Raw genomic sequence first — 14,975 nt, 5'->3', positions numbered from 1 at the left:
GAGATGAATATGAATTCCAAAAAAGCACTTATTGGTGTAGGTATCGTTTGCTGCCTGCTTCTCAGCAGTTGTTCTGGTACGAATTCAGCTGAACTGGTCAGCGCAAATCAAACGAAGAACGAGACGAAAATATTTGATCAGGGTAAGCCGCTGACAGCTTCCTTTACCGATTCCCGTGCAGCGAATATGAAGGGAGTAGCCGAAAATGATTCATTACGATTTCTCGTGGACGAAGAATCTGGATCAGTAGCGGTCATTCATAAAGCCAGCGGTGAAATTTGGTACAGCAATCCTTCTGACCGAGATACGGATGCTTTGGCTGCTGGTGTCAATAAGAGTGAGTTATCTGCGCAGCTGAAACTTCAATATTACAACTCGTTTGGTCAAGTGAATTCGGTTAACTCATATACAGATGCAGTGATGCATAAGCAAATTAATTTTGAACCGATTGAGAATGGAGTAAGAGTGAATTATCAATTCGGGACAAGTGCCAAGTCAGCTGAGGATATGCCGCAGAAGATCAGTAAAACGCGCTATGAAGGACTTCTCGCTAAATTAGATAAAACGAATCAGCGGGCACTTATGCTAGTTTACACAGAAGACAGTGATGCCGAGGTTTTCGTTCGTAATGATGGTGCATTAAAGGGTCTTCAGCTCGACCGAGCGCTCAAAGCTTTTGAAGAGGCAGGGTATACGGAAGAAGAGCTTGCCATCGATATTGAAGAAAACAACCTGGATCAAACGAAACCAGAACCTCGATTGTTCCTAGCTTCTATTGAATACACGCTGGACGGTGACAGTCTTGTAGCAAGAGTGCCTGCGGATCGAATTGAATACCCGGAAAAATATCCTCTTGGAACGCTGTCTCTTCTTAGTTACTTTGGGGCAGGAAGTTCAAAGGAGGAAGGTTCTCTATTCGTACCGGACGGATCAGGTGCACTCATTCATTTTAACAATGGAAAAACGCAGTATCCTGCTTATCAACAACCGGTCTATGGTACAGATAAAACCATGGATCGAACGGAAGATGCGCTAAGTACGGAAGCCATAAGATTGCCGGTATTCGGTATTATGCGGGAAAATGCAGCATTCCTCGGTATTATTGAAGAAGGAGCACCTGCAGCAACGGTCAATGCGGATATTAGCGGCAAGGTAAACAGTTACAACTATGTATACCCAAGCTTTACCGTACTGAATAAGAGAGATTTGACCTTGGATGCGAATGGACAACAACGTTCCATTCCTTCATTTCAAGAGCGCCCAATGGCGACCGACTTTACGATTCGGTATGCTTTCCTTGGCAGTAATCAAGCCTCCTATTCAGGAATGGCAACTTATTATCAACAATATCTAACTCAGAACAATGGTCTTCCGCAAAAAGAACAATCAGAACAAAATTCGGATAATATTCCGTTTTATCTACAGCTGATTGGCAGTATTTCAAAACAAAAGCATTTTGCCGGCATTCCTTATCAGGCATTAGAACCGTTAACTACCTTCGATCAAGCTAAGGACATTATTTCGGAATTACAAGAACGTGATATCCGTGATATTAAGCTCAAATATGCTGGATGGTTTAACAAAGGACTCAATCATAAGGTACCTGAAAAAATCTCGGTTGATGAGGCGATTGGCGGGAAGTCAGGAATGAAATCCTTCGCTTCGTTTGCAAAAGAGCAGAACATTTCATTATTTCCAGACGTCGCCGTTTTAATGGCCAATTCAGGTTCTAGCTTTAATAAAGCAAAAGAAGCAGCAAGAACGCTCAAAGGGGATCCTGCAACGCTGTATCCTCTCGATGTAGCTATGGGACGCCGAGATCGCAGCAGACTGCCTTCGTACATTATTTCTCCAAAGACAGCAAATGCATTGATGGAAGACTTACTAAAGGAATTCCAGAAATATGATACAGGCGGTATTTCACTGAGAGATCTGGCAGATGTACTTAACAGTGATTTTCGTAAAAATAAGCTGATTGATCGGATAGAATCTGAGCAGTTATCCATACAGTCTCTTGAAAAAATAAAAGAATCGGGGATCGATGTTTTGGCAGAGGGCGGAAATGCTTATACACTTCCATACCTTACAGACATTATGAATGCACCGATGACGAGCAGTAAGTTTAAGATTGAAGACGAAGAGATTCCATTTTATCAAATGGTCGTGCGTGGATACATCGATTACACAGGCGACCCTTATAATCTATCTACGTACACCGATGTGAAGCCATACATTTTAAAAAGTTTGGAATATGGGGCTAATGTATATTTTGAATGGATTCACGAACCTAACTACAAAGTAAAAGATTCAGAAGACAGTCATTTATATGCCGTGAATTACAAACTATGGATCGATGAGGCTTCGGATATCTACCGTGAAGTCAATGCAATCCTGAAGAACGTGAAGAATGAAAGCATTACTCATCATGAGAAACTTGCTGATGGTGTATATCGGACAGAATATGAGAATGGCTTATTCATTATTGTGAATTATAATCGCTCTGCCGTTACATTCGACGGGCGAACAATCGAAGCCGAGAGTTATGTGACGGGTGGTGCAGATTCATGAAGTCCTTTATGAAGCTTGGATTGAAAGAACGAACTTACGCACAACAAAAAGCATTTTGGGGATTCATCTATGTCTTGCCATGGGCATTGGGTTTCATTTTCTTCTTTTTGGTTCCATTGTTATCTTCACTCAGATACAGTTTCAGCAATGTAGAAGCAAATTCATCGGGGATTTCCATATCGTTTGCTGGAATGAAGAATTATATCGAAGCATTAACAGTCAATACGAGCTTTAACCGTACATTGACGGAAGCGATCATTAATATGGTGGTCAATGTACCGCTGATTGTCATCTTTAGCTTGTTCCTGGCGGTTCTCTTGAATCAGAAATTTGCTTTACGGTCGATAGCCAGATCGGTGTTTTTCTTACCAGTCATTTTGTCTTCTGGTATCATTCTGAGCTTAGAGAGCTCAAGCTTGGTTCAGGCGATTAATGACCAAAGTCAGAGCTCAGGTATTCTAAGAGGGTTTGGCAGTTTTGAACTTTCGAACCTGATGCTTCAGGCGGGTGTCAGTGAAACCATCGTTGATTATTTGACGGGAGCTGTGGACCGAATTTATCAGATTGTCAGCCAATCTGGAGTTCAGATCCTCATTTTCCTGGCAGCCATTCAGACCATATCGCCTCAATTGTATGAAGCATCGAAGATCGAGGGTGCTACAGGATATGAAGCTTTCTGGAAAATCACCTTTCCCATGGTTAGTCCGATTATCCTGGTAAATATGATTTATACCATTATCGATTCCTTCTCTCGTAATGATCTTACGGAGCTAATTCGTAATACGGGTTTCGTGAATTTTAATTTTGGTCTTAGCTCGGCAATGGCCTGGATTTATTTTGTGGCAATAGCCATTATCCTGTTGATCAGCACGTATCTCGTATCTAGAAAAGTCTTTTATCAGGATTAGGAAGAAGGTGGGTAAGGATGATCTTTTCCAGGTTTATATCACTTGATAATTGGAAGAAATGGTTATGGATAATCGTCCGGTTTACACTAATTATAGGATTATCGTTTGTCATTTTGTTTCCGATACTTCAAAAAATTTCAACGGCAGTTAAGCATCAGAACGACTTGTATTCTCCCATTGTGGTGTGGATTCCACAGAATTTCACGCTTGATAATTTCATAAATGCCATTAAGATTATGGATTATTGGGAGACATTACTGAATACATTCGCATTATCCGCAACAACGACGATACTGACAGCGATTTCATGTGCATTTGCTGGGTATGGTTTTGCCCGTCTGAAGTTTAAGGGAAGTAATCTGTTGTTTGCTGGAGTGATCTTGACGATCCTCGTTCCGCCGACAACGATTCTAATCCCTATCTATTTGAACTTAAAAGATTTTAATCTAATGGGGATTATTCCGTTATTTACAGGTGGAAAATCTATTAATTTGCTTAACACGTATTGGCCGTTTATTTTGACATCAGTGACAGCAAATTCACTGAAAGCTGGATTATATATCTTTATCTTCCGTCAGTTCTTTAGAGGTGTTCCAAAAGAGGTGGAAGAAGCGGCTTATATCGATGGTGCAGGTGTAGGTAAAACATTTCTTCGAATCATGTTACCGAATGCCGTTCCCGCTATTGTTACAACCCTTCTCTTCTCTTTTGTCTGGCAGTGGAATGACAGTTTCTATACAACAACGTATCTGACTTCAAGTAAGGTTATGTCAACCCAATTGTCATCACTGCCTTATAATCTGGCAATCGAACTCTCAGGAGGGGATGCTTCAAAAGCAGATCCATTCTACTTAAGTATGGTGCAGGATACGGGTATTCTGCTTGCGATTCTACCGCTAATTATCATTTATTTATTCGTTCAGCGTTACTTTGTTGAAAGTATAGAGCGAACAGGTATTGTCGGATAGTCCAATAGGATCATTTCGTAAGAAAGCGTCTTGCCACTCTAAGAGCTTGTGCAAGGCGCTTTTACTTGTTCAAAAATCACGGGTGTAAATGAATAATCATTTTTATGTGGAGGGTGCTATGTCCTATTACGATCAGATTCCGAAGGTTATTGCGGAGCAAGTAACGGGGGAAGTGCTGTTTAGCGCGAAAACGGACCTGCTTCGAAGCGGTAGTTTTGGTGAGCAATGGATTGTAGTGACAGACGATGTGATCTACTTGTGGGGAACGGGGGATTTGCCCGAACAAATCATATCCTTGTCAGAAATAAGTAAAGCGAGAACCGCAAAAGGAATCGGCGGTGGGACCCTGCTTGTGGATACAAAGGAAGGGCCTATAGCGATTGGTCGGTATACTGCTGAACTTTCATCCATATTTGGTTTCGCAGCGAAGCTGATTGAAGCACTTGTTAAAGAAGAGACGATCCCGATGATTTCAGAGAAAGACCTGCCGCGCCGCTGTCCAACATGCGAATTCCCACTTAGCGAGGGGACACAGGTTTGCCAGTTTTGTATGAACAAAGGTCAGGCGGCTGCAAGAATACTCCGTTACGCGAAACCTTACCGATTAAGAATGGTTATAGCGGCGATTTTGCTTATTCTTACAACACTTGTAGAATTAGCTCCGCCCTATTTAATAAAACTAATTATCGATGATGTGCTTCAGCCGAAGGCGGCAGTCTCAACACTGCTCTTTTTCGTATTAGCGCTCGGAACAACAACCGTTATGATGACATTAATGCAAACCATCCGCGGGTATATCGGTATTTGGGTTGGCTCGAAGCTGATGGGCGACATTCGTAATGATATTTATCGTTCTCTTATGAGGCTGTCACTCGCCTATTTTGATAGAAGGCAAACCTCCCAGTTTATCGGCCGAGTGAATAGTGATGCAGAATCCATGCGCCAGTTCATGACAGATGGTGTGATGTATGTCGGTGGAGAGATGCTGCGAATCGCAGCGATTTGTGTCATCATTTTCGGGTTGGATTGGCAACTGTCCTTGCTCGCTTTGCTGCCCGTTCCTTTCATTATCATCGTATCAGTTACCATCTGGCCTAAGATTGGCCGGAGGTTATACCAGCAGTGGCGATCTATATTCCGTCTTAACACGATGGTTGGAGAATCCATGCAAGGGATTCGGGTGGTGAAAGCATTTGGACGTGAAAAGGAAGAGATGTCACGTTATGATCATGCCAATTTGGAAGTGGTTCGAAATAATATCAAAACGGAAGGACTATGGCAGTTTATTTTTCCTGCTTTCCAGCTCATTGCTGGAGTGGGGACCCTGCTCATTTGGTATTACGGCGGGGGAAAAGTTCTCGGAAATGAAATTCAGCTAGGCGTACTATTGGCGCTTGTTACTTATCTTGGGATGTTATTCGGACCGCTGCAATGGATCAGCCAAATGGTAAGCTGGGCGAGCAATGCATTCACAGCAGCTCATCGTATATTCGAGATTATGGATACACCGTCTGAAGTACCTGAAGCCAGTAATCCCGTACCGATAAAAACGATCAAAGGCGACGTAGATTTTGAACAAGTGACCTATGGGTATGAAAAGCATCATCCCGTACTAAAAGATGTGAATTTACGAGTGAAAGCTGGAGAGATGATTGGACTAGTCGGTCATTCAGGTGCAGGAAAGTCAACATTTATTAACTTAATATGCCGGTTCTATGATACGGACGAAGGGACGATTCGTATTGACGGAGTTCCTATTCGGCAGATTAGTCAGCATGATCTTCGCAGTCAGATCGGCGTTGTATTACAGGAAACTTTTTTGTTTGATGGCTCGATTTCTGACAATATTGCCTACTCCAAACATGATGCAACGCCTGAAGAAGTCATGCGTGCGGCAAAAATCGCAAACGCACATGATTTTATCGTTAGATTGCCAGATGGCTACGATACAAGAGTAGGAGAAAGAGGACATAAGCTGTCTGGCGGAGAAAAACAGCGGATCGCGATCGCACGAGCAATCATTCATGATCCGCGCATCCTTATTTTAGACGAAGCTACAGCCTCTGTTGATACGGAGACAGAAAGGCAAATTCAAGAAGCAATCAATCGTCTCGTACAAGGCAGAACTACGTTTGCTATTGCTCACCGACTGTCAACCCTGCGAAATGCTGATCGACTAGTTGTCCTGGACAAGGGTAAGATTGCTGAAGTCGGAACACATGAGCAGCTGCTTAACCAACCGGATGGGGTATACCGAAAACTAGTCGATGCTCAGAAAGAAATGTCACAGATTAGGGGAGTGGGCGTGAATGGCTGAACAATTTGATATTCGGCTGCTAAGACAGCAAGATATTATCCTCTCAAGAAACAAGGGAGGGGTCATACAAGGTACGGTGAATGAGAAATATTACGACGAACTTATTGTCTATCGCTGTTTCCCATTTCAATATGATTCTTCCTATATCTCCATCCGAAATGCGGAGGACGAAGAACTAGGCATTGTCCGCGAGATTGAGGAGCTGGACAAAGAAAGTGCGTGCGTACTGAAAGAAGAGCTTGAGCTTCGTTACTTCTTGCCAAAAGTGTCACGCATAGACAGTGTAAAAAATAAATCTAGTTTATGGATATGGGAATTACAAACGAACTTAGGACCGACTCGAATGGTGATGCGAAATCTCCATGAACATCTTCTCTACCCTGGAGAAGGCTGGATTATTATAACAGATATGAATGGGAAACGATGCGAAATCAAGGACTGGCGGATGTTAGATTCCCACAGCCAGAAACAACTTCAAGAAATCATTTAAACCTTATGATGAAAGGAGTACGTATCGATGAGTGGAACGCTGAAATTATGGTATGAGAAAGCTGCGAATAGCTGGAACGAAGCATTGCCAATCGGAAGTGGAAAACTCGGAGCAATGATCTTCGGACGGACTCACGTGGAACGTATCCAATTGAATGAAGATTCGGTCTGGTCTGGAGGACCCATGAATCGTAATAATTCGGATGCGCTTCATCATCTTCCAAAAATTCGCCAGTTACTTCATGAGGGACGTCTTAGCGAAGCTGAAAAACTTGCTGCGATGTCCTTATCCGGAACGCCGGAGAGCCAGCGACACTATGAACCGCTGGGTGAACTAACTATGGAATTTGGTCATGAAGAATCGGAAGTTGTCAATTACCGGAGAGAGCTTGACCTTGAGCACAGTATATCTACCGTACATTATGAATGGCGTGGTATACGTTACGAAAGAGAGCATGTGGCGAGTTTTCCTGATGAGGTTATTGCTGTGCGAATCAAAGCTGACAAAACAAATGCGGTATCCTTCAGACTCCGGTTTACACGGGGAGGACAGCGATTCATAGATAGTCTGCATACGGAATCAGAGGGCCGGCTTATCATGAGTGCAGGAACGGGTGGTAAGGACGGAATTCAAATCAGTTCCGTTGTCGAGATACAAGTCAGTGGGGGAGAGGTCACGAACTGCGGGGAATTTCTTCTCGTCGATCAAGCAGATGAAGCCGTCATTCTCGTCTCGGCAGGAACAACTTATCGATATGAGAACCCCGAACTGTATAGCCGTGAAACGGTGAGAGAAGCGAAACAGAAAGGATATGAACAGCTGCGGCTAACGCACGTTGCTGACTATCAGCGTTTGTTCAAAAGAGTCTCCCTATCCCTTGCCAAGACAGATGAAGATTTTGACAACCGGCCAACGGATGTGCGAATGACTGCACTGCAGGAAGGTATGGAAGATCTCCGTTTAATAGAGCTCTATTTTCAATATGGGCGCTACTTACTTATTTCAAGTAGTAGACCAGGTTCATTGCCCGCAAATTTACAAGGGGTCTGGAATGAACATTTTACACCGCCGTGGGATTCCAAATATACGATCAATATTAATACTCAAATGAATTATTGGCCGGCGGAAATGTGCAACTTAGCCGAATGTCACGAGCCTTTATTTGATTTGATAGAGAAGATGCGTCCAAATGGAAGGGTGACAGCACGCCAGATGTACGGCTGCGGTGGATTTGTTGCTCATCATAATACCGATCTGTGGGGAGATACGGCCCCTCAAGATATTTGGATATCTTCAACAGTCTGGCCAATGGGAGCAGCATGGTTATGTCTTCATCTATGGGAGCATTATTGCTATACATTAGACCGAGATTTTCTTATAAAATCATATGAAACAATGAAGGAATCTGCGGTGTTTTTTCTGGATTATCTGATAGAAACTTCGGATGGAAAGCTAGTGACTTCACCATCGGTCTCGCCAGAAAATAGATATCGTCTACCAAGTGATGAGACAGGTGCACTATGCATTGCTCCATCGATGGACAGTCAAATCCTTGACCATTTATTTGGGGTTTGTATTGAAGCGGCTGAACTGCTAGATGTCGATCATGCAATGCGTGAACAATTTCGAAAAGTGCGCTCATGTCTGCCTCAGCCGAAAGTCGGTCGTCACGGACAGCTTCAGGAATGGATGGAGGACTATGAAGAAGTAGAGCCAGGCCACCGGCATATCTCTCATCTATTTGCACTTCATCCCGGTTCTAGGATCACTCCGCGAACTACGCCAGAATGGTCTGAGGCCGCTCGGGTCACATTACATCGCAGGCTTTCTTTTGGAGGAGGACATACGGGATGGAGCCGGGCCTGGATCATCAATATGTGGGCACGACTCCGTGATGGAGAGGAAGCGTATAGGAATATATCCGATCTATTACGTGGTTCAACACTGCCGAATCTGCTGGATAACCATCCCCCATTTCAAATTGACGGGAACTTTGGCGGAACAGCCGGTATTGCGGAGATGTTACTGCAAAGCCATGAAGGGATTATTGATTTGCTTCCTGCCTTGCCGCAAGCATGGACCTCCGGGATGGTTAGCGGTCTACGGGCACGCGGAGGATTCGAGGTTACCATTCACTGGGAAGAGAACAATCTTCTACAGGCTGCTGTGCACGCGAAATTCAGCACCGTATGCCAAGTTCGAAGTGAAGGAAATCAGTTAATGGTTAGGACCGAAACGGGGACAAACATCAAGACGGTCAGGGATGGTGATGTAGTACATTTCGATACAATAGCGGACGAAATCTATCTTATAGAGATTGTAGATCCTGATGTTGAAAAACACCTGTGAAAGTATGGATTTCATTATTCTGTACCGAAAAAATCTACCGTTTAGCAGGTTGTTGTAGATAAAAGCAAAAGCTAAACTTTTGAGAAGAACATCCACCACATTATGCCAGTCATCCAATTCCGAATGAGGATAGAGGGGGTCAGCAAAATTGGCAGATCAGACAGTCGATCAGAAGGTAGCCATACCTAAGCTCCATGAGATTTATAGGGAGCTGTTTCACATTGGAGCGGCTGTTAATCCGATGACATTAATTACACAGAAAGAACTGTTGTCACAGCACTTCAATAGTGTAACAGCAGAGAATGAAATGAAATTTGAAAGAATACAACCAGAGGAGGGAAGGTATACATTTGAAGCAGCAGATCAGCTAGTTGCTTTTGCAATGGAGAACAACATGGCAGTCAGAGGCCATACCCTTGTATGGCATAATCAAACCCCGGACTGGGTTTTTGAAAGTAGTTCAGGAGGCAAAGCTGACCGGGAGACTTTACTTACCAGAATGAAATCTCACATCGATGAAGTAGTTGGACGCTACAAAGGAAGTATTTATGCCTGGGATGTTGTTAACGAAGCCGTATCAGACAGCGGTGAACAAATACTGCGTAAGTCTAGATGGCTTGATGTGATCGGTGAAGACTTTATTGCAAAAGCATTTGAATATGCACATGAAGCGGACCCGAATGCGCTTTTATTCTATAACGATTACAACGAGTCTGTTCCTGAAAAGCGTGAAAAGATCTATGCACTTGTCAAGTCGCTGATCGAACAGGGGGTTCCCATCCATGGTGTTGGTCTGCAAGCACACTGGAACCTGTTACATCCGACGTTGGATCACATAAGGGAAGCGATTGAACGATATGCAAGTCTCGGAATGAAACTTCATATTACAGAAATGGACGTATCGCTCTTTGCTCATGAGGATAAGAGGACGGATCTCACTGCACCAACGGAAGAGATGCTTGAACTCCAAGCTGAGCGTTATGCCGGGTTCTTCCGATTATTTAAGGAGTACAGTGATCACATCACTTCCGTTACTTTTTGGGGCGCCGCAGATGATTACACTTGGCTGGATCATTTTCCTGTCCGTAATCGTAAAAACTGGCCATTTCTCTTTGATACACAGCATAAACCGAAAGCTTCCTATTGGGATGTAATTGATGCTGTTCAGTCCTAAGATTGTATAGCGAATAAATATAGGATTATAAGATAAACGATAAGGGATTTGTGAATTTAAGCCTGAATTTTGATAAAACCGATTATAAAAGAAAGGAGGAAGGATATGGCTGTAATGCAAATTAGCTTCTTTTCAAAGTGTATGAAAAGAGAGGTGACCTTCAATGCATTGTTGCCGCTTGATCAAGCCGCAGAGGAAAGTCCAGATTCTAAAGAAAACACGAAAGGTCTGAAATCTCTGTATTTACTTCATGGTTATTGCGGAAGCCATACGGATTGGCTTAGTTATTCAAGGATACGAGAACTTTCCGATCGGCATCATGTGGCCGTGTTTATGCCTGCAGGAGAAAATAAGTTCTATCTCGATAATGAAGAGAGAGAAGAATGGCTTGGCGAATATATTGGACGTGAACTCGTACAATTTACTCGGCGTATGTTCCCCATATCCACTGAGCGAGAGGATACCTTTATCGGCGGGCTGTCAATGGGCGGATATGGCGCCATACGTAACGGACTAAAGTATGCTGACCATTTTGGAGGGATTATTGCCTTGTCGTCAGCATTGCTGCCCTACTCATTACCCGATATGAGGCCAGACGTACACAATGGAATTGCTAGTTACGATTATTACAAAAGTGTATTTGGCGACCTCGATCTTGTTCTTGGAAGTGATAAAGACCCAGAGGAGCTGATTCGCTGTCTGAAGACAGAAGAGGTAGATATACCGCGAATATACTTGGCGTGTGGAACAGAAGATTTTTTACTTCATGTCAACCAGCGGTTGCATCAATTTTTATTGAGCGAAGATGTCGATCATACATATGTCGAAACTTCAGGTGCTCATACATGGGATTTTTGGAATGAATATATAGCTGATGCTTTGAAATGGGCTATAGAAACAAGAAATGAAAGCGCTGTATCTTGAGGTTATTAATTATAGGGGGAATAAACATGTGGATGCGTAAGATGGGAATGCTGTTATGCTGTTTTCTGCTAGTGTTCATCGTAGCATGCAGTGGTAACGGCGGAGGTACAGCTAATGAACCAGAACCGGGAAATGTAAGTACTGATGCGGGATCAGAAGACACAAATACAGAGAAGGAAGCAGCAGTAGAAGAGGAAGAAGCCACCGGGACACCTGAGATGGATTTTGACATGGGCGGCCGAACACTTAAATGGGTATCTTGGTACGATGAATCGGTAAAGGAAGATAACCCAGACAGTATTGAAGTGAAGAAAAACTTGGATGCTCTAATGGAAAAACATAATTTTAAAATCGAATATGTTGTCGTCGATTTTGGCGAATATCAAGATAAGGTAACTGCATCGCTCGTAGCCGGCGAACCTCTCGGAGATATTATCCGGGTAGCTAGACCTTGGATGATTCCGACACTGGTTAAGCAAGATTTATTCCACCCGGTAGATGAATATACTAAGAACGAAAAAGTATTCATTCAGCAGTATACAAACGAATATTCTCAATTTGAGGGAAGAGGTTACGGATTTAGATCAGGAATTAATGGAGCTTCTTCCGGCATTTTTTATAACCGTACTTTAATGAATCAATTAGGAATGAAATCGTTACAAGAGTATGTTAACGAGGACAACTGGAATTGGAATACCTTTATCCAGGTCGCTAAAGAAGCGAACAAAGATTCGAATAATGATGGTAAATTAGATATTTGGGGGCTGGCTACTGCTTCTATTCTAGTTCAGGCTATGGCCGCTAATGAAGCTAACTTGGTTGATGGCGACAAACAAAACCTGGATGATCCAAAAACATTGGAAGTATTAAACTTCATGTCTACTCTCGCTACGGAGTCTGTTGCAAGACCTACTGAGGGAGGAGATTGGACGGAGCCTGGTCAATTTTTCCGTCAAGGTAATACATTGATGGTGGCTTCCAGTGATTATGAAATGGAGAATTTCACGAAGGATATGCCGGATTATGATATCGGGTTCCTGCCATTCCCTAAAGGACCAAGTGCAACCGGATATCACTCTCACAACACAATTCCTAACTATTTAACGATTCCAAGTGCTATCGAGAATCCTGATCAAATCGTTTATATTTATGAAAAAATGAGTGATATTGAATCCATGTACGATTATCCAAAACAATCTAGATTTGAGACACTCTTCAGTAATGAGGACGATCTTAACAACGCCCGTGTTGCTGGTGAAAGCATTAAAGTAATTGATACGATTGATGGTTACCCTAGCATGCCATATTATGAATTTGGCGGTGAAATTCTAGAAGGCGTGTCCGTATCAACGGTTGTTGAGAAATACAAAGAACCGTTCCAAGCGGCAATTGATGAAGTCTGGAAAAAGTAAAATAGTATAACCCAAGTAAAAAAGCAGTCCGAGCGGAGACTAAATTTATTTAACTTCGAGCGGACTGCTTTTTATTAAAACAAGTTTACATCGCAAATTCATTTAGAGAGGGAATGATATAAAATTGAATTCACTTACTAAAAAATCAATTTGTGCAATGCTTGTTTTTGCCTCTGTGATGCAGATTCTATTTTCCTATTCAGACCAATCGAAAGTAGTGGCTGCAAGTGATGTGAATGTTAATTTTTCTTCTGAAAAACAAGTCATTCGAGGCTTCGGAGGGATTAACCACCCAGTATGGATCGGCGATTTAACTCCTGCTCAAAGAGATACTGCGTTTGGTAACGGAGTAAATCAGCTAGGTTTTTCTATCCTGCGAATTTATGTGGATGAAAATAGAAGCAATTGGTACAAGGAATTGCCAACGGCGAAACGTGCCATTGAACAAGGCGCTATTGTTTTTGCATCACCATGGAATCCTCCAAGTAGTATGGTAGAGACGTTCAATCGTAATGGGGATACGAGCGCAAAGCGGCTTAAGTATGATAAATATGCAGCTTATGCACAGCATCTAAATGATTTTGTCTCTTATATGAAAGAGAACGGTGTTGATTTGTACGCGATCTCTGTCCAAAATGAACCAGACTATGCTCATGAGTGGACTTGGTGGACACCTCAAGAAATCCTGCGGTTTATGAAAGAGAATGCAGGTTCTATTCAGGGGAAAGTAATTGCTCCCGAGTCGTTTTCTTATCTTAAAAATATGTCAGATCCCATATTGAATGATCCGCAAGCTCTCGCTAATATGGATATTCTTGGCGCACACACCTATGGTACAAATTTTTCTGATTTTGCTTATCCACTGTTTAAACAAAAAGGAGCGGGAAAAGAGCTTTGGATGACGGAAGTATATTATCCGAATAGCAATAATAACTCAGCAAATCTCTGGCCTGAAGCGCTGGATGTTGCTTATCATATGCATCACGCGATGGTAGAAGCGGATTTTCAGGCCTATGTATGGTGGTATATTCGCAGACAATATGGACCGATGAATGAAGATGGTACGATCAGTAAACGCGGATACAGTATGGCTCATTTTTCGAAATTTGTTCGTCCAGGATATGTAAGAGTTGATGCCACTAAGAATCCGGACACGAATGTATTCGTTTCTGCCTACAAAGGTAACAACAAGGCTGTAATTGTAGCGGTTAACCGCGGAGCTTCAAGTGTGAATCAGAAATTTAATTTGCAAAATGGAACTGCTTCCAAAGTATCCACATGGATTACTGACAGCAGCAGAAGCATGGCAGCAGGTACCGATCTTACGGTAACGAATAATTCTTTTACCGTCCAACTGCCTGCTCGAAGTGTCATGACATTTACAGCTGATTTAGGAAGTGTCAGTGGAAGTGAGTCTACCACCTATGAAGCAGAGTCTGGTACAACGTTGACAGATGCGGTAGTCGAATCTCTCTACAGTGGATACAGCGGAACTGGATATGTTAATTTTAGTGCTGACTCAAACTCGGCAATTCAGTGGAATTCGATCTACTGCGCAGTGACAGGAACGAAAAATATAAAAATTCGGTATGGACTGGAGTCCGGCACTAGAAATCTTGATATCTATGTTAACGGAACAAAGGTATTAAGTAACGTTCCTTTTTCCGCAACGGGAGCATGGGGAACATGGGGCGAAAAAACGATACAGGTTCCTATGAACAGTGGAAATAATATAGTAAAGATGGTGACGACAGGAACCGAAGGTCCAAATATCGATAAAATTGAAGTATCTGCACAGTATTAATTGTCTTGAAAATATGGCTGGCTTACCAATTCAGGAAAAAGAGTGATTGGTGAGCCAGTCT

10 protein-coding genes are annotated in these 14,975 nt (G+C 42.7%); all 10 read left to right on the top strand.

What is annotated here, in order from left to right; translation table 11 throughout:
* Window positions 1-3: 3 nt before the first annotated feature.
* The 10 genes from GQY27_RS00490 to xynC all read left to right on the top strand — a co-directional run bounded on the left by GQY27_RS00490 (window position 4) and on the right by xynC (window position 14,914).
* Entirely contained in the window at window positions 4-2,568 is a 2,565-nt protein-coding gene (locus GQY27_RS00490; protein WP_236570417.1) for a DUF5696 domain-containing protein, read from the top strand.
* Window positions 2,565-3,476, top strand: a complete 912-nt coding sequence (locus GQY27_RS00485) for a carbohydrate ABC transporter permease (RefSeq protein WP_160031560.1) — start codon at window positions 2,565-2,567, stop codon at window positions 3,474-3,476. The genes GQY27_RS00490 and GQY27_RS00485 overlap by 4 nt, the downstream gene beginning before the upstream one ends.
* A gap of 17 nt (window positions 3,477-3,493) precedes the next feature.
* Window positions 3,494-4,444 carry a carbohydrate ABC transporter permease gene (locus tag GQY27_RS00480; RefSeq protein WP_160031559.1) on the top strand — a complete coding sequence of 317 codons (951 nt, stop codon included), beginning with the start codon at window positions 3,494-3,496 and terminating at the stop codon, window positions 4,442-4,444.
* A gap of 118 nt (window positions 4,445-4,562) precedes the next feature.
* Window positions 4,563-6,761 carry an ABC transporter ATP-binding protein gene (locus tag GQY27_RS00475; protein ID WP_160031558.1) on the top strand — a complete coding sequence of 733 codons (2,199 nt, stop codon included), beginning with the start codon at window positions 4,563-4,565 and terminating at the stop codon, window positions 6,759-6,761.
* Entirely contained in the window at window positions 6,754-7,251 is a 498-nt protein-coding gene (locus tag GQY27_RS00470; RefSeq protein ID WP_160031557.1) for a DUF1854 domain-containing protein, read from the top strand. The genes GQY27_RS00475 and GQY27_RS00470 overlap by 8 nt, the downstream gene beginning before the upstream one ends.
* 27 nt (window positions 7,252-7,278) lie before the next feature.
* Window positions 7,279-9,600: a glycoside hydrolase family 95 protein gene (locus tag GQY27_RS00465; RefSeq protein WP_160031556.1), complete on the top strand. Its 2,322-nt coding sequence runs from the start codon at window positions 7,279-7,281 to the stop codon at window positions 9,598-9,600.
* A 181-nt stretch (window positions 9,601-9,781) separates the two neighbouring features.
* Window positions 9,782-10,774 (top strand): endo-1,4-beta-xylanase, encoded by a 993-nt coding sequence (locus tag GQY27_RS00460; RefSeq protein ID WP_160032007.1) that lies wholly within the window; start codon window positions 9,782-9,784, stop codon window positions 10,772-10,774.
* A gap of 105 nt (window positions 10,775-10,879) precedes the next feature.
* Entirely contained in the window at window positions 10,880-11,698 is an 819-nt protein-coding gene (locus tag GQY27_RS00455; RefSeq protein WP_160031555.1) for an alpha/beta hydrolase, read from the top strand.
* Window positions 11,699-11,724: 26 nt separating this feature from the next.
* Window positions 11,725-13,110 carry an ABC transporter substrate-binding protein gene (locus GQY27_RS00450; RefSeq protein ID WP_160031554.1) on the top strand — a complete coding sequence of 462 codons (1,386 nt, stop codon included), beginning with the start codon at window positions 11,725-11,727 and terminating at the stop codon, window positions 13,108-13,110.
* Between the two features lie 124 nt (window positions 13,111-13,234).
* Window positions 13,235-14,914, top strand: a complete 1,680-nt coding sequence (xynC, locus tag GQY27_RS00445) for a glucuronoarabinoxylan endo-1,4-beta-xylanase XynC (protein WP_328802921.1) — start codon at window positions 13,235-13,237, stop codon at window positions 14,912-14,914.
* Window positions 14,915-14,975 lie beyond the last annotated feature (61 nt).

It is taken from the genome of Paenibacillus sp. An7, from assembly GCF_009870785.1.
GTDB lineage: Bacteria > Bacillota > Bacilli > Paenibacillales > Paenibacillaceae > Paenibacillus.
The sequence above is the reverse complement of the archived record's forward strand: the minus strand, read 5'-3'. Positions and strand labels throughout refer to the sequence as shown.

What these genes read in the sequence shown, in the direction of transcription:
- GQY27_RS00490 (WP_236570417.1), top strand. Translation starts at nt 4, where the DNA reads ATGAATATGAATTCCAAAAAAGCACTTATTGGTGTAGGTATCGTTTGC.
- GQY27_RS00485 (WP_160031560.1), top strand. Translation starts at nt 2,565, where the DNA reads ATGAAGTCCTTTATGAAGCTTGGATTGAAAGAACGAACTTACGCACAA.
- GQY27_RS00480 (WP_160031559.1), top strand. Translation starts at nt 3,494, where the DNA reads ATGATCTTTTCCAGGTTTATATCACTTGATAATTGGAAGAAATGGTTA.
- GQY27_RS00475 (WP_160031558.1), top strand. Translation starts at nt 4,563, where the DNA reads ATGTCCTATTACGATCAGATTCCGAAGGTTATTGCGGAGCAAGTAACG.
- GQY27_RS00470 (WP_160031557.1), top strand. Translation starts at nt 6,754, where the DNA reads ATGGCTGAACAATTTGATATTCGGCTGCTAAGACAGCAAGATATTATC.
- GQY27_RS00465 (WP_160031556.1), top strand. Translation starts at nt 7,279, where the DNA reads ATGAGTGGAACGCTGAAATTATGGTATGAGAAAGCTGCGAATAGCTGG.
- GQY27_RS00455 (WP_160031555.1), top strand. Translation starts at nt 10,880, where the DNA reads ATGGCTGTAATGCAAATTAGCTTCTTTTCAAAGTGTATGAAAAGAGAG.
- GQY27_RS00450 (WP_160031554.1), top strand. Translation starts at nt 11,725, where the DNA reads ATGTGGATGCGTAAGATGGGAATGCTGTTATGCTGTTTTCTGCTAGTG.